16 protein-coding genes and 4 pseudogenes are annotated in these 14,351 nt (G+C 37.6%); 8 read left to right on the plus strand and 12 right to left on the minus strand.

Annotated elements, in window-relative coordinates; genetic code table 11:
- The first annotated feature begins 53 nt into the window (after nt 1-53).
- The 3 genes and pseudogenes from FC56_RS02345 to FC56_RS08270 form a co-directional block, all read left to right on the plus strand.
- A complete protein-coding gene (locus tag FC56_RS02345; RefSeq protein WP_054671580.1) occupies nt 54-743 on the plus strand; it encodes a 2,3-diphosphoglycerate-dependent phosphoglycerate mutase in 690 nt (229 codons plus the stop codon).
- A 144-nt stretch (nt 744-887) separates the two neighbouring features.
- A pseudogene (gpmA, locus tag FC56_RS08000) lies at nt 888-1,075 on the plus strand (2,3-diphosphoglycerate-dependent phosphoglycerate mutase); the annotation flags it as partial.
- A gap of 934 nt (nt 1,076-2,009) precedes the next feature.
- Nucleotides 2,010-2,129 (plus strand): annotated as a pseudogene (locus FC56_RS08270) (helix-turn-helix domain-containing protein); the annotation flags it as partial.
- A 39-nt stretch (nt 2,130-2,168) separates the two neighbouring features.
- Here FC56_RS08270 and FC56_RS08090 read toward each other — a convergent pair.
- From FC56_RS08090 to FC56_RS02375, 6 genes and pseudogenes are all read right to left on the minus strand, one after another.
- Nucleotides 2,169-2,297: pseudogene (locus tag FC56_RS08090) on the minus strand (NAD(P)/FAD-dependent oxidoreductase); the annotation flags it as partial.
- 9 nt (nt 2,298-2,306) lie between these two features.
- Nucleotides 2,307-3,602 (minus strand): arsenic transporter, encoded by a 1,296-nt coding sequence (locus FC56_RS02355; protein WP_056977813.1) that lies wholly within the window; start codon nt 3,600-3,602, stop codon nt 2,307-2,309.
- Nucleotides 3,603-3,650: 48 nt separating this feature from the next.
- The gene (arsA, locus tag FC56_RS02360; protein WP_056977815.1) at nt 3,651-5,360 is read right to left on the minus strand and encodes an arsenical pump-driving ATPase; all 1,710 of its coding nucleotides are present in this window, start codon (nt 5,358-5,360) and stop codon (nt 3,651-3,653) included.
- Nucleotides 5,361-5,384: 24 nt separating this feature from the next.
- Nucleotides 5,385-5,753, minus strand: a complete 369-nt coding sequence (gene arsD / locus FC56_RS02365) for an arsenite efflux transporter metallochaperone ArsD (protein WP_035147270.1) — start codon at nt 5,751-5,753, stop codon at nt 5,385-5,387.
- Nucleotides 5,754-5,819: 66 nt separating this feature from the next.
- Nucleotides 5,820-6,104 carry an ArsR/SmtB family transcription factor gene (locus FC56_RS02370; RefSeq protein ID WP_054671585.1) on the minus strand — a complete coding sequence of 95 codons (285 nt, stop codon included), beginning with the start codon at nt 6,102-6,104 and terminating at the stop codon, nt 5,820-5,822.
- A gap of 75 nt (nt 6,105-6,179) precedes the next feature.
- Nucleotides 6,180-6,482, minus strand: a complete 303-nt coding sequence (locus tag FC56_RS02375) for an ArsR/SmtB family transcription factor (protein WP_056977817.1) — start codon at nt 6,480-6,482, stop codon at nt 6,180-6,182.
- An 85-nt stretch (nt 6,483-6,567) separates the two neighbouring features.
- Between FC56_RS02375 and FC56_RS02380 the strand changes: the two genes are divergently transcribed.
- The 4 genes from FC56_RS02380 to FC56_RS02390 all read left to right on the plus strand — a co-directional run bounded on the left by FC56_RS02380 (nt 6,568) and on the right by FC56_RS02390 (nt 10,197).
- Complete coding sequence (locus FC56_RS02380) at nt 6,568-7,962, plus strand: FAD-dependent oxidoreductase (RefSeq protein WP_056977820.1); 1,395 nt, start codon at nt 6,568-6,570, stop codon at nt 7,960-7,962.
- 241 nt (nt 7,963-8,203) lie between these two features.
- Nucleotides 8,204-8,341, plus strand: coding sequence for a hypothetical protein (locus tag FC56_RS08220; RefSeq protein ID WP_404819892.1), 138 nt, complete (start codon nt 8,204-8,206; stop codon nt 8,339-8,341).
- Between the two features lie 163 nt (nt 8,342-8,504).
- Entirely contained in the window at nt 8,505-9,638 is a 1,134-nt protein-coding gene (locus tag FC56_RS02385) for an alpha/beta hydrolase (protein ID WP_056977822.1), read from the plus strand.
- Nucleotides 9,639-9,825: 187 nt separating this feature from the next.
- On the plus strand, nt 9,826-10,197 hold the full coding sequence (locus FC56_RS02390) for a hypothetical protein (RefSeq protein WP_056977824.1): 372 nt from the start codon (nt 9,826-9,828) through the stop codon (nt 10,195-10,197).
- 240 nt (nt 10,198-10,437) lie between these two features.
- Here the strand turns inward: FC56_RS02390 and FC56_RS02395 are convergent, their stop codons facing one another.
- From FC56_RS02395 to FC56_RS02420, 6 genes and pseudogenes are all read right to left on the minus strand, one after another.
- Nucleotides 10,438-10,632: a helix-turn-helix transcriptional regulator gene (locus FC56_RS02395; protein WP_054671601.1), complete on the minus strand. Its 195-nt coding sequence runs from the start codon at nt 10,630-10,632 to the stop codon at nt 10,438-10,440.
- Nucleotides 10,633-10,634: 2 nt separating this feature from the next.
- Nucleotides 10,635-10,937, minus strand: a complete 303-nt coding sequence (locus FC56_RS02400; protein WP_056977826.1) for a hypothetical protein — start codon at nt 10,935-10,937, stop codon at nt 10,635-10,637.
- A gap of 174 nt (nt 10,938-11,111) precedes the next feature.
- Nucleotides 11,112-11,612: a hypothetical protein gene (locus FC56_RS02405; RefSeq protein ID WP_054671607.1), complete on the minus strand. Its 501-nt coding sequence runs from the start codon at nt 11,610-11,612 to the stop codon at nt 11,112-11,114.
- A 165-nt stretch (nt 11,613-11,777) separates the two neighbouring features.
- Nucleotides 11,778-11,900: pseudogene (locus FC56_RS08225) on the minus strand (plasmid recombination protein); the annotation flags it as partial.
- A gap of 113 nt (nt 11,901-12,013) precedes the next feature.
- A complete protein-coding gene (locus FC56_RS02415; protein WP_056977828.1) occupies nt 12,014-12,640 on the minus strand; it encodes a CadD family cadmium resistance transporter in 627 nt (208 codons plus the stop codon).
- Nucleotides 12,641-13,173: 533 nt separating this feature from the next.
- Nucleotides 13,174-13,641 carry a flavodoxin gene (locus FC56_RS02420; RefSeq protein ID WP_056977830.1) on the minus strand — a complete coding sequence of 156 codons (468 nt, stop codon included), beginning with the start codon at nt 13,639-13,641 and terminating at the stop codon, nt 13,174-13,176.
- 193 nt (nt 13,642-13,834) lie between these two features.
- Between FC56_RS02420 and FC56_RS02425 the strand changes: the two genes are divergently transcribed.
- The gene (locus tag FC56_RS02425; RefSeq protein WP_147649659.1) at nt 13,835-14,305 is read left to right on the plus strand and encodes a hypothetical protein; all 471 of its coding nucleotides are present in this window, start codon (nt 13,835-13,837) and stop codon (nt 14,303-14,305) included.
- Nucleotides 14,306-14,351 lie beyond the last annotated feature (46 nt).

A 14,351-nucleotide genomic window follows, 5' to 3' on the forward strand; every position in this document is an offset into this window, starting at 1 on the left:
TGAAATGATGTAAAATAATATGGATTAAGAGAAATTGAAAAGGGGTAATAAACATGGCAAAATTAGTATTGATTCGTCACGGTCAAAGTGAATGGAACCTTTCCAACCAATTTACTGGTTGGGTTGACGTTGATCTTAGTGAAGAAGGCGTTAAGCAAGCTCAAAACGCTGGTAAGTTAATCAAGGAAGCTGGAATCGAATTTGATTTCGCTTACACTTCAGTATTGACTCGGGCCATCAAGACTTTGCACTACGCACTTGAAGGCTCAGACCAACTCTGGATCCCAGAAACTAAGACTTGGCGTTTGAACGAACGTCACTACGGTGCTTTGCAAGGCCAAAACAAGAAGGAAGCCGCTGAAAAATTTGGTGAAGATCAAGTTCACATTTGGCGTCGTTCTTACGATGTATTGCCTCCACTTTTGAGTGCAGACGATGAAGGTTCAGCAGCTAACGATCGTCGTTACGCTAACCTTGATCCACACATCGTTCCTGGTGGTGAAAACCTTAAGGTTACTTTGGAACGTGTTATGCCACTATGGGAAGATGCCATAGCTCCGAAGCTTTTAGATGGTAAAAATATTATCATTGCAGCCCATGGTAACTCACTTCGTGCCTTGAGCAAGTACATCGAAGGCATTTCTGATGAAGACATCATCAACCTTGAAATGGCTACTGGTGAACCAGTGGTTTACGACTTCGATGACAAGTTGAACGTAGTATCAAAGACTAAGCTTGACTAATTAAACTGATCGAAATGAAAGAGCCCATCCAAAATGGATGGGCTCTTTTTTTTGTCGCTAACTTGCGATAACGTGTCATGAAATGGTCACTAGTGGTCACTAAATGGACGCTGATCATTTATATTCTGTGTAAAACATTTGACGGAAGATGAAATTACTCCTAAATGCTTGACAGCAAGCACATTATCATTGTTGTCCACGGTAACTTAAGCAAGTACGTTGAAGGTATTTCTGATGAAGACATCATCAACCTGGAAATGGCTACCGGTGAACTAGTGGTTTACGATTTCGCCGATAAGTTGAACGTAGTATTAAAGACTAAGCTTGATTAATTAAATCGATTGAAATGAAAGAGCTCATCCAAAATAGATGGGCTCTTTTTTTGTTAACTTTCATAACATATGATGAAAAATATTTAGAGTATTGACGAGCTACTAAAAGTAAAAGAGGATATTTTATCATAAGATATCCTCTTTGCTTAGCATTTGTAATAAGTGGTGTTATGCCATTTATCATTGTGAGACTGATTGAATTTGATTTTCATTTTTTTGCTATTAGTCATACTAACGGTGATGGAATTTTTAATTCCGCCTTTAGGCGCATTATTGATCTGATAGCCTACCAGTCTAAGTCTATAGTGTTTGCGACTTAGTGACTTATATTTTACCCTAACGGTACTATTAGGGTGAGGATAAAAATAGAAAAGGATTTTTTGTAAAAATGAGCATATGCTCGACTTTTACTGGTAATTTTATCGTATTTATATATTTTTATACATGAGCGCCACTTAACACGTAGTATTTTTGGAACACCATTATAAGTCTCTACGACGATAACCCCAATAGCCAATAATGAATAATGCTATCGTGACCAGGAATGTGTACCAAGATACTGTCCAATCTATACTATCAGATGGTAACGATCATCCCCAATGGAAAGAAACTAAATTCATAATCCAGTCATCTAACTGAAGTAATTTACCAAACATTAAAATAATAAAATCGAAAATAATTACAGGGTAAATAATGATGGTTGCTTTGGGAATCCATCCAGTAAGTACCGATAATAAACCAAAAATAAATAACATTAACGGCCAATACCCAATGAATATTCTGCTGATTGCTGACCATGAAAATGGATCGCTTAAAGAACTATTTTGACCAATAAACAAACCAAAAGTCATCATGAATAAAGTGATACTTGATGTTAAAACCCCGGTGAGCAAATAACTACTATAAATCCGCAGACGCGAAATGGGACGTGATTCAATTAGGATTTGGCGTTCGTCAGATCGCCAGCCGGCTTCACCGGAGTCCCAGCACCATTTCTCGCGAATTAAAACGCGGGTTAACCACCCAGATTGATTCCCAGAAACATCGGTCATATCACTCTCTTAAAAGTTGTCTCAGGAATCAGCTTACATCCACCACAGACGGAATAAGAAATATCTTCTCCTTTTTCATAAACTGTAATTTTATTCTTTTCATTGTTTCGCCGAGCCTTAGCCGCGACACTGGTACCTGCCGCAACAGAACCGATAACGACGATTTTCATATTATCCACCTAACCTAATAATAGTAATGATAAATACAAGCCACACAACGTAATAAATAGAACTGGAATCGTGATGGTAATCCCAATCTTGAAGTACTGCCCCCAACTAATTTTAACATTTTTTTGGGCTAAAACGTGTAACCATAATAAGGTTGCAAGTGATCCAATCGGGGTGATCTTGGGCCCTAAGTCGGAACCAATTACGTTGGCATATATCAGGCCCTTACGCACGAGTTCAGAAGCCTGAACCTGATCAATTGATAAAGCATTAATCATAACGGTTGGCATGTTATTCATTAAGGACGATAGAATCGCTGCAATAAAGCCCATACCGACTGTGCCAATAAAGAGCCCTTTTTGGGCAATGTACGTAATAGCAGATGCAATTAAAGTGGTGATACCGGCATTTTGTAGTCCATAAACAACAACGTACATGCCGATTGAAAAGAAGACAATATTCCAAGGAGCACCCTTAATAATTGCTTTAGTTTCAATCGCAGCACTACGATTAGCGACTAACAAGAAGATGACAGCAATTGTAATCGCGATGAAAGAGACGGGAATCTTTAAAAAACTACCAATGAAGTAGCCCGCTAATAGAGTGATCAAAACGATCCAAGAAAATTTGAATAAGAATGGATCAGTAATCGCCGTTTTAGGGTCAGCAACTTGGGAAACATCATAGTGTCGTGGTAATGTTTTTCTGAAATAAAGGTATAAAACGATAATGCTAGCTATGAGTGAAAACAATGTTGGGATTAACATGTGCAATGCATATGTTGAAAAACTAATACCAAAAAAATCAGCAGAAACAATGTTGACTAAATTACTAACAACTAAAGGTAATGACATTGAATCGGCGATAAAACCACTAGCGATAATGAATGGAAATACTTTTTCCTCATCAAAGTTTAGGGCCCGGACCATCGCTAAAACAATGGGCGTCAAGATTAGTGCGGCACCATCGTTAGCAAAGAGTGCAGAAACAAAGGCCCCTAAGACTGAGATTAAGACAAACATGCGAATGCCATGGCCATCAGCAATTCTAGCCATGTGTAGCGCACACCATTCAAAGAAGCCAACTTTATCAAGAATTAGCGAAATCATGATAATGGCGATAAATGATAATGTTGCGTTCCAAACAATACCCGTAACCGTCCAAACATCTTTAAGCGTTACAACTCTAAATAGTAGGGCCAAACCAGCTCCTACCATGGCTGACCAGCCAATTGATAAGCCCTTAGGTTGCCAAATAACAAATAAAAGTGTTAATAAAAAAATGCTAACTGCAAATGTAACTTGCATAATATCCTCCTATGTATCGAGAAAGCCGTTCGCCTTCTCAATTAAAATTTATGCTTGCCAGCTAATGACGTTGTATTGCCCGGCAGACAATTGATCAACCTTATTAATCCAAGCAGTTTCGTTGTTTGCACGTGATGCTAGAATCGGATTATTAGTGTGCGTGGCTAATAAACTTTGATTAATAACCCACCAAGAATGGGCCATATTAGCGCGATCCAAATCATCAGCTAAGCGCATTGATTCATAGACCGGAGTTGTCTCTGGTAAAGTGACCATGACCACTTCCGTTTGTCTAGCGTCTTGGAGTTTTGGTAGTAAATTGACGATTGATTCAGGAACGTCTCCAGACGTCCGTTCTACTTCCTTGGCATAGCTTTGGCTGGAATCTAATAGGAGTAATGTATGCCCGGTTGGTGCAGTATCAATGACGGCAATATCACAATCATCGTCGGCTACTAATTCTGCAAAAGCGCGAAAGACTGCAATTTCTTGAGTACAAGGCGATTGTAAATCTTCTTTGACATAATCAACATCAGCTGGTGACATCGTCAAAGCAGCTTTAGCAATCACTTCATTTTGATAATGTTTTAATTCTTGGGCTTCATCAATGTGACTTAATTTAATATTGGTAGTGTCAGTTAATATTTCGGAGATATGATCGGCTGGATCAGTTGATGCAAGATGAACACGTTTACCACGTTTAGCGAGTTCAGTTGCGATTTTAATGGCAATTGAAGTTTTACCAACACCGCCTTTACCCATCGTGAAAATAAGTTTCTTGTTAGTATTGACGAAATCATCAATCATTAAACCAAATTCGGGTAGATTGGTGTCCCTATTATTCGTAATTTTAGTAATCGGTTGTGACTTCTTTAATAAGTTTCTAACATTATCAATCCCAGCAATATTGTAAGCCCGTAAGGGAATTTGATAACTTTTAAGTTGTTTTAAAGTATCAGGCATCCGGACCAAATCAGCTTGTTGACGGTCGTAGAAAATTTGAGAGACAGCGTCGGTGGCTGTTTCAAAAACACCATTTAAAATTAATTTTTGATTGGTAATGCCGAGATTTTTAAGCTCAGTTGAAGCGCGATCGGCCTCAAGTAACGGGGCAAGCTGTGGACGGGTAACCATTATGAGGGTTGTTAGCGTACCATCATTTAGGGTTGCCATCGCTTTTTCATAAACGGCCTTGCGGTCACCCATACCTGCTAGTTGACCTAAGCAAGAAGCCCCTTGTTGATTTTCATCTAAGTAGCCACTCCAAGCTGATGGTAGTTGTAACAAACGGAGTGTGTGACCAGTAGGGGCAGTATCGAAAATGATTGTATCGAAGCTGTTGGCGACATCTGGACTGGTTAAGAAATTAGCAAATTCATTAAATGCGGCAATTTCAACGGTACAAGACCCGGATAGCTGTTCTGCCATATTTTCAATTGCAGATTCAGGTAAAACACCACGATAAGGTGCGATTACCGATTCTTTATAGTCTTCAGCAGCCGTGACTGGATCAAAATTAGCAACACTTAAACCTGGGACTTCTTCGATTTGAGTTGCTTGGTTTGTTAGTTCTCGTTGAAAAACATCTTGTAAATTACTAGCTGGATCAGTACTAACTAACATGACCCGTCGACCATTGTCAGCCAGCTGGATGGCAGTTGCGCAAGCTGAGGTTGTTTTGCCAACGCCGCCTTTTCCCGTGAAGAATAAGTATTTTGTGTCGAGCACTTCATTCGGATTATATAAGTTAAAATTCATCAGTAAACCATCCTTTTTAGTTTATTATTCACAGCAATTAGTTGTATTGTCACCACAGCAAGCATTAGAAGATTGTTCAACAAAATAGGCACCGGTAAATTCTGATAGTTCCGCCAAAGTTGGGTAGTCACCCGATTTAACAATGACGTTATCAACACGTAAAATTGGTAAAACAGCATTACCTTCTTGTTGAATAAGCGCTAAAATATCCGGATTTTGAGCAAATGCGTCCGGCGTACTATTTAGGTTATAGCGATAAGCATCAAAGGTATCAGTATTTTTAACCATGGTATTAAATGCAGCAGTCATTAACATTAAATTTTTATCGACACTTGGACCACAAACACCAGTATTACAACATAGTGCTGCTTCAAATAATTCTACTTTTTTCATAATAAACTCCTCCAATATCATATCAACACATTTAAATGTATCTATTTATTGTATAAAAAATATAGCCTAATTAGCTATTTTTTCTAATAACAATGATTTAATCTGTTCATCAAGGCTGTCTACAAAATCAACATTTAATGAGTAATGTTGCCACTTGCCAGATTTTCGGGCTATGACAATATTTGCCTCAATTAAGACTTTCATGTGGTGCGAAAGTGTTGGCTGTGAAAATTCAAATTGATCTAATAAATCACAAGCACATTTTTCCCCAGCAGATAATAAATCAACGATTTTAACTCGATTTTTATCGGATAAAGCCTTAAAAATTTTAGCCAGTTGGTTATAGTTCATGTATACACCTTCCATACATTGATGTTTATCTATATAATATACTTTCAAAATGTTTTTGTCAAAAGTAAATATAATTTAAAATAGTGGATGGCAGACACAGATTTCCTCAACTTGTAACAGTTGATGTGTAAATTCAGGGAAACTTGTTATAAATTTTGAATTCAATGAATAGTGCTGCCACTTGCCATCTTTTTGTGCATCTACTATCCCCGCAGTTTGTAATACCTTCATATGATGAGAAAGTGTTGGTTGGGTAAAATCAAAATGATCTAAAATATCGCAGGCACACATTTTACCGCAAGATAACATGTCGATAATTTCAAGGCGACTTGCGTCGCCCATTGCTTTGATAACCATAGCATAATCTGTATAATTCATTTTTTCTCCTCATTGACACATAGTTAATCGTCTATATATAATATAGACATCCATATGTTATCAAATAAATCACAGGAGTCTATTTATGACAGTTAAAAATGAACAACTATTGATAATTGGCGGTAGCGACGCTGGTATTTCAGCGGCAATTCAAGCTAAAGAGAGTGAGCCTACACTACAAGTTAAAATAATCCTTGCAGACGAATACCCTAATTTATCCATTTGTGGTTTTCCATATGCTGCTAGTCGAGAAGTACCAGATTGGCATTCGCTTTCTCACCGTGGGCTTAAGGAGCTAGAAGCGCTTGGAATTGAGTTTGACTTAAACACTTTAGTTAACTCAATAGACGCAGAAAATCATCTCGTGTCAGGTGTTCGATCGAATGGTGCTGTTACTTATAAATATAATAAATTGATAGTTGCCACGGGAGCAATTCCTAAAGTAGACGCTTTTCAAGGTTTTTCATTTAATGATACCCAAGAAAACAATAGTAAGATTCACGTTTTACACACAATGTCTGATTATTTGTCGTTAGATACAGCACTAAACCAAGCTAAAAACACCGCCATCATCGGGGCTGGGTATATCGGTGTTGAGATGGCCGAAGCAATGGCACGACGAAAATTAAACGTGACGCTATATCAACGTAGTAATGAAATTCTTTCCACAGTGGAAAATGAATTTGGATCTATGGCTCACCAGGAACTAACACAAAATCGAGTAACAGTACTGACTGACCGCACTATTTTGAGTGTTGTTAGTTCTGATACTAGTGTAAAAATTAAATCTACAGATTTGGGCAATATCACTGATGAACGATCGTTTGATACGGTCTTAATTGTTACTGGAGTTCAGCCCAATACGCAATTATTAGAAGCAGCTGGTGCCAAGACTGGTGTGGCCGGAGCAATTTCAGTTGATGAATTCATGCATACGACTTTGCCAGATATCTGGGCCGCCGGTGACTTGGTTGAGACTGACCATAGGTTACTTGGAAAAACATACCTACCCTTAGGAACTACTGCACACAAACAAGGCCGGATAGCCGGATTGAATGTCGTGGGGCAGCGACGCCGGTTTAGGGGGATCGTTGGAACCCAAGTTATAAGGGTTTTCAATTTAGTTATTGCTAGAACTGGGCTATTGCCTAAAGAAGCAGAAAACGCTGGTTTTTCTACTTTATCCAGTACAAGTACAGTGTTCGACCATAACTCATATTTTCCAAATGCAAGTAAAATCACCATTAAATTAACTGCTGACAAAGAAAGCGGATTGCTACTTGGTGCACAGTTAATTGGGAACTATGGAAGTGAGATTGCAAAACGAAATGATATTTTTGCAACCGCAATTTTCAATAAAATGACTATTAATGATCTAGACGACTTAGACTTATCATATTCACCGCCAATTGCGTCACCGTGGGACCCTGTTCAACAGGCAGCACAAGATTGGGAAGCTGTGTTCGATAAATCTAAATAAGCTCATTAAAGCATCTAATATAACAAAGCATCACCTATGTAAGAACTTAGAAGTTGTCTAAAATCTCTTGAGTAATAAAATACTAAAAACGCTAAGATGCCAATTTACATACGAACGCTATGATGATGACCTTAGCCTTTATGTCAGTTCTATTGCAGCGCTTTTGAAAATATCAAACAGTTTCTAACCAGCGGCAGAAGTAGCCTTAAAACGTTTGCCAATTGGGAGGTAACTGGCGCTATTGAGATCCAGTACGGAGAATATGGAGAACGGCATTAAAGATCTCGTAGAGATCAACCTGGAAATTGCTACTAGTGAACCATTGGTTTACGACTTCGATGACAAGTTGAACGTAGTATCAAAGACTAAGCTTGACTAATTAAATTGATCAAAATGAAAGAGACCCTCTCAAGGTGAGAGGGTCTCCTTTTTATTAAAATTCATTTGTATAGTATCAGTAATTATTTAAAATCAAATTACAACCAATTTATAAATTTCTTGTTTAAACTAGTTATAGAAAAAGGTTTAAGGAGGAATTTTTTATGTTAGCTTGGACACCAACAACTAAAGATTACTATAATAAATTAAATCGTTTGCGGAAAAGCCCGGATTTTAAAAAGGATAAAAACAACGTTATGACTAGGGTTGTTTCAGATCTTTCAGTAGTTGCAAAATATTCTGTTGATGATTTTAATCTCCACTTCATGCAAGATAACGGCGGACCATATGCTCCTGAATCTGAAATTATGAAACGATTTAAGGGTGTTAAACCCGATAGTCCTTCGGCAAGATTTTGTTACCAATGGCGTGATCATATGGGATCTATGGGGGTGGATATTTCTGATGGAGTAACTACCAGCAAGATTTATTCTGATAAAAATCAGATTCCTATTAGTGTTTACACGCCAGAGCTTAAAAATCCTAATGAAAAGCTGGGAGCTTTTATTGCCTATCATGGTGGTGGTTGGATTGGCGGTAACGTTTTGGTTAATGAAAATTTTTGTAAATACATCGCCCAAAAAGCTCATTTGCGAGTTTTCAACGTGGATTATAGATTTGCTCCTGAGTATCCTGAATATACGGCCACTGATGATTGTTTTGAATCCCTTAATTTCATCGTGGAAAATGCTGATAAGCTACATGTCGACACCAATATCGTTGTGGTATATGGGGATAGTGCAGGCGGGACCATTGCCGCTGCAATAGCTTATATGGATCGAAAAGCCGGCCATAACTATGTTACTCATCAAGTAATGTGTTACCCGTGCGTTACCTTAGATAAGGAGACCAATGACCAGATTGCATGGCCAGAATCTAAATATCATTTAGACAGTTTTATGCAAGCTAGATACCAAAAAGATAGTATCTTTTCTGATAAAGGGTTACCGGCAATTATAGATGTTTATATTAATGGTGGCGATACTAAGGATCCAAGATTTTCACCGTATAATATGGCGGACCAAGATTATAAAAATATGCCGAAAGCTTTTATTGCTACAGATGAATTTGATCCCCTAAGACCGACAGGATATGCTTATGCTAAAAAGTTGGCTGCTAACGGCGTTTCTACATACTATTCTAATTATCGGGGAATGACGCATGCCTTTTTAGATAAGTTTGGGATTTTTCCACAAGGCCAAGAATTTGCGGATCAGGTAGCAAAATGGATTAACTAAATATAGTTGACTTAAAACAGCCTAGGATTGCTAAATCACAGGTTGTTTTTATTTTAATTAAATCACTAAGATAAATTTGTAATTATGATATTTCCTTTGTCATAGAATTTGAAGCCTTAGAGGCGAGTTTCTTCACAACTACTTACTAATAACTTAAAATGTGTTATTTTTGGATGAGAGGTGTTGTATGAATAAAAAAAGTGGTTATCAATATTTCGGAGTATTAGTTTTTGTCATACTGTGCTTTGCAGGTGGATATATGTATTTAAATTCTGACATGTATACGGTGAATCAATTGAATACTCAGATGAATAACATGATTAGCAAAAAAGATTATAAGCAAATGAAATCCGTTGCCAATAATCATGATACATATCTATTTCTAAGAAACTTGTCTAGTAAAGATAAAGTTTATGACACCTCAGATTTTCAAGGCGGATCTAACGAGAATGTGTATTACGTTACTGTAGTAAACAATAAAAACCTGGATGTCTATATGCGTAAAGCGGGGATGGCTAGTTGGGAGATAAAACATGTCGGAAAACAATCTATGTCTTGATTAAGTAAATCGAAGGCATTTCTGATGAAGACATCATCAACCTTGAAATGGCTACTGGTGGTACGACTTCGATGATAAGTTGAACGTAGTATCAAAGACTAAGCTTGACTAATTAAATTGATCAAAAGAAAAGAGACCGCCTCGATGTGAGGGGGTCTCTTTTTACTGAATATAAGTGAAATTGGATTTGTTAGCTTGATTATAAGGTGTTGAGGCCAAAAATTAAATAAGTCAAAATTACTAAGAAGTGGGATGAAATAGCGTATCCACCGTTGTTTCTAGCTGTTGCGCTAAACTAAAGGCCAATTTTAAGGTTGGATCATACTTGTCATTTTCAATGGCATTAATAGTTTGGCGACTGACGTTACAGAGTTTAGCCAGTGTATCTTGAGAAATACCAGCCTGTTTACGTAAAATGCGAATTTGATTTTGCAATGTTAATCACCAAGCTTTTTAGAGGTAGTATGTAACTCTAGCAAAAAGATAATGGCGCTAATCAGTAATAAGTGAAAGGGCTTCAAGTTAGTGGGGGTTTTACTGAGAAAGATACTAATAATTTGACCAATCACGTCAAGAACCAGTAGTCCCATGAGAATATAAAAAGTGTTGGCCGAAGCCGTCATGATAATTTGTTTGCGGCGTTCGTCACCCTGTTTACTGATGGTTCGAAACATAGTGATTATGGCACCAAACGAAACGATTAAAAAAAATAATACAAAAATTAAAATAGCGATTTCCATAATTGGGCCTCCAAATGTAAAAAGTATTTGACTATTAGAGTATAGGAAATTAAATTTTTAATGTCAAATAAGTTTGACATATTTTAGAGTAACCAAAACATAGAAAATTTAATAAAAGAGACCGTCTCAATGTGAGAAAGTCTCTTTTCTAATAATTATAGCTGTGAATAGTCTTTATTTAGTTTGTTGTTCTGCCAGCTTAACCATGACGTTATAGAGTTGATCCAAGTAACGCTTTAATTCTGGTCCTTGTTTAAAGCGAGAATAAATACGTTCAGCATTTAGGCAGAAGACAGCAATATCTTTCTGTTTTTTGTCTGGAACGGGATAATCCATGACGACTAGTTCGTCTTCACCGAAGAACATTGTGTCGTTCTTGTAAGTAATTGGTTGGTGAAAAACGTCTTCGATTCCGTTCAAGAAAGCTTGGTTAAACTTAGTGTAGTTACCAATCGGATGTAGATTGTAGCCACCATAAATAGCGCCATCGTCGAATTCGGCAATAAGTAATTGTTGTCCGCGTGATTTGCGTTCGGACAAAAAGGCGGTAAAACTGATAGGATCATTGGTGTTACTGGTATGAATTGGTTGATCCTGCCAAGTCAGTGTAGTATCTGCTCCTGAGTTGGCCATGGCTGCTTGGCGTTCTTTGCGTTTTCGGGATCCTTTTCCCATGATAATCATCCTTTCAGAATTAATAGCTCACTATTGAGTGTAAACTATTCAATTAAGCAACTCAAATTGAACCGAAATATCTCCGAATCCTTTGGAATGATTAGAGTAGTGACGAGCTACGAAAAGTAAAAGAGGATATCTTATCATAAGATATCCTCTTTTCTTATACGAGCGTTCCGTATCAATATCTTTGTTTGAATGATTGTCAGTTAACCGTTGATTATGATTACCCATGCCGACTAAATTTCCAGCTTTCATCTTTTGCATTCTTGCGACTAAATAACTCATCATAAGTCCTCCATTCTTTGGTTTGGCGAATTAGCGGTAAAAAAACGTATCTGGGGTTTTGAAGTTAGGATTAAAAAAATATAAGAAAAGCCCCATTTAAGGGGCTTTTTTATCTATAAAATAAAGTTTAGAAAAGTCTCTATCGCGCCACTTTCATACATGATGTATAGTCCAAGTGGAATGAATACTAAGGGAACAACGATTCGCTTGTATTTTTCAATTGTCTCGGATATTAACGGAATAGAGGATAGCACCCGACTAAGCTCGCAAAAGATAATTATGCCGATTGCAAACACAAGCAACGCCACGAGGGTCTGTGCCCAATCTAACGAAGCAAAATAAGGTATATAGATACCTAAATTATCTCCGCCAGACGCAATTGTCAGCAATGTAACTGTCCAAAACAGTTGATTTGCCTTGCTTTGTTCTAATCTTTCAATAATTTCTTCCTCTTCCTCTTCTTCTTCCTCACCTTCTCCAACAATTGCAAAGCGAATCCCTAAATAGATAGGGATTAAACCAAGCAGTCCAACCATCCATGCTTCAGGCACGAAATTGACGACATAAGCAGCAACTAAACTCACCCCTACAAGTAAGCCCGTGCCTAGATATTGCCCCGCATAAATATGCCATTTCTGTTTATTCTGTGATAGCTGTGCAAATAAAATAATCAAAACAATTAAATAATCGATACTGGTGGAAATATAAACACCAATAGCAGATATGATTGTCTGTCCCATAAAAAACCTCCTGTATTAGTCAGTAATAAATCAGCAGATTTTAGGGGAGCACAGACACATTAATTTAGCTATCGCTAGTGGGTAATGCCGGACGTAAGAAAGCATTTTACTCCTCCTCAAAACGTAGTTACAAAATGGTTTCTAACTGGAATTCGGTGATTACTTCCAAGTAAAGTATAACCCACTATACTTTACTTCGTAAAGGTGGGCTCGCCGAGGGGTCTTGCAGACGGATCTGTCGGCTCTTTTGAGCCGAGTATCAGCGCACCCTATGGTGCAATTAGCTGATACCTGTTTGACGTTTTGCTGCCCTACTTTTTTAAGTAGGTATGCAAACCTCAAACTAAAATAAAAGCCCCCTTCGACTTGTGCCATACCCCTAAAGTTGAAGTAAAAATACTTTAACTTTAGGGGTACACCCCAATGTGAGAGGGTCTCTTTTTTTGATAACTTGCGATACCGTATGATGAAATGGTCACCAGCGGTCACTAATTTGACGCTAATGAGTTGATTATCTAAATTGTTTTTTTCAGTTAGTAACTACTATTTTTTAACAAAAAGTTTTTTAGATCATTTTTATTAGTATAACGAAATCCTCCTGCTAACGTTGCTCCACTGCTCTTACTCATTTTTCTCAAGTAAGGTAAAGAATCAGATAGTGGGGTACTCATGCTAGTTGTGAAGGGGACAATAGTTTTATCTTTAAAATCGGCTTCATCAAATAGAGAATGGATAATCATCGGCGGTTGCTGCCACCAAGTTGGAAAACCAATATAAACAGTTTGGTAGGTAGTTAAATCTGGTAATTTAGTTTTAATTTGGGGGTGCTGTTGATTGTCTAATTGTTGCTTACCCCAGGCAACGATACTTTCGTAATCATCAGAAAATCCATGTACTGGTTCAAGTTGAATTAAATCAGCATTAATTAGTTGTTTTAATTGCTGAGCAGCCTCTTGGGTTATTCCAGTTGCCGAAAAGTAAATAATTAAATTCTTTGGCATAATGATTCTCCTTTCAAAATTAATTGTTCTTACTATAATCCCTAAAGTTGACTCTAAGGCAATAAAAATAAATTTGAAATTATTTCTTGCCTTTGCGCTCCTCAAGGTTCTCGGTTTCCGATTAGCTGATATTCGTGAAATTCTCAGGCAAGAAAACCCCGGTGAATTTATTCAGGATCGTTTAGATAAACAGTTGCAGGAATTTAAAACCGAAATTGATGCTGCTAAAGAATCAGTGGAAACTATAAAAGCTCTGCAGCCATATTTAAGTCATTTAAATGATTTACCGATCACTAGTATCGGAGAAATGGGGGACATTATGCAAAATAAGAAAGATTTGCGTAACACTAGAACCGTTTTATTTGCGGCGGGAATTGCAATTGATATCGTGGAAGTAGTGGCGTTTGTGGTTAGTTTGCGAACCGGTCAGTGGGGGTGGTTCATCGGTGCCATCGTGCTTGCTGTTTTAGGTGCTACCTGGTTAGTTAATTTTATGTACCACCGGGTCGCTTACGTTTGCCCCAATTGCGGCTTCATTTTTCGACCAACTAAAAAGGCCTTCTTTTTCTCAGCTCACACGCTTGCTACTCGCAAATTGAAGTGCCCTAACTGTCATGAAACTAATTCTTGCTTAGAGATTAGTGCGAACGCGAAGGAATATTAATTGAAATAAACTCTACGAAAAGGTGCCAGTTGATAAAATAGGGCAC

Source organism: Lentilactobacillus senioris DSM 24302 = JCM 17472 (assembly GCF_001436555.1).
Lineage (GTDB): Bacteria > Bacillota > Bacilli > Lactobacillales > Lactobacillaceae > Lentilactobacillus > Lentilactobacillus senioris.

What these genes read in the sequence shown, in the direction of transcription:
- FC56_RS02345 (WP_054671580.1), top strand. Translation starts at nt 54, where the DNA reads ATGGCAAAATTAGTATTGATTCGTCACGGTCAAAGTGAATGGAACCTT.
- FC56_RS02355 (WP_056977813.1), bottom strand. Translation starts at nt 3,602, where the DNA reads ATGCAAGTTACATTTGCAGTTAGCATTTTTTTATTAACACTTTTATTT.
- arsA (WP_056977815.1), bottom strand. Translation starts at nt 5,360, where the DNA reads ATGAATTTTAACTTATATAATCCGAATGAAGTGCTCGACACAAAATAC.
- arsD (WP_035147270.1), bottom strand. Translation starts at nt 5,753, where the DNA reads ATGAAAAAAGTAGAATTATTTGAAGCAGCACTATGTTGTAATACTGGT.
- FC56_RS02370 (WP_054671585.1), bottom strand. Translation starts at nt 6,104, where the DNA reads ATGAACTATAACCAACTGGCTAAAATTTTTAAGGCTTTATCCGATAAA.
- FC56_RS02375 (WP_056977817.1), bottom strand. Translation starts at nt 6,482, where the DNA reads ATGAATTATACAGATTATGCTATGGTTATCAAAGCAATGGGCGACGCA.
- FC56_RS02380 (WP_056977820.1), top strand. Translation starts at nt 6,568, where the DNA reads ATGACAGTTAAAAATGAACAACTATTGATAATTGGCGGTAGCGACGCT.
- FC56_RS02385 (WP_056977822.1), top strand. Translation starts at nt 8,505, where the DNA reads ATGTTAGCTTGGACACCAACAACTAAAGATTACTATAATAAATTAAAT.
- FC56_RS02390 (WP_056977824.1), top strand. Translation starts at nt 9,826, where the DNA reads ATGAATAAAAAAAGTGGTTATCAATATTTCGGAGTATTAGTTTTTGTC.
- FC56_RS02400 (WP_056977826.1), bottom strand. Translation starts at nt 10,937, where the DNA reads ATGGAAATCGCTATTTTAATTTTTGTATTATTTTTTTTAATCGTTTCG.
- FC56_RS02405 (WP_054671607.1), bottom strand. Translation starts at nt 11,612, where the DNA reads ATGGGAAAAGGATCCCGAAAACGCAAAGAACGCCAAGCAGCCATGGCC.
- FC56_RS02415 (WP_056977828.1), bottom strand. Translation starts at nt 12,640, where the DNA reads ATGGGACAGACAATCATATCTGCTATTGGTGTTTATATTTCCACCAGT.
- FC56_RS02420 (WP_056977830.1), bottom strand. Translation starts at nt 13,641, where the DNA reads ATGCCAAAGAATTTAATTATTTACTTTTCGGCAACTGGAATAACCCAA.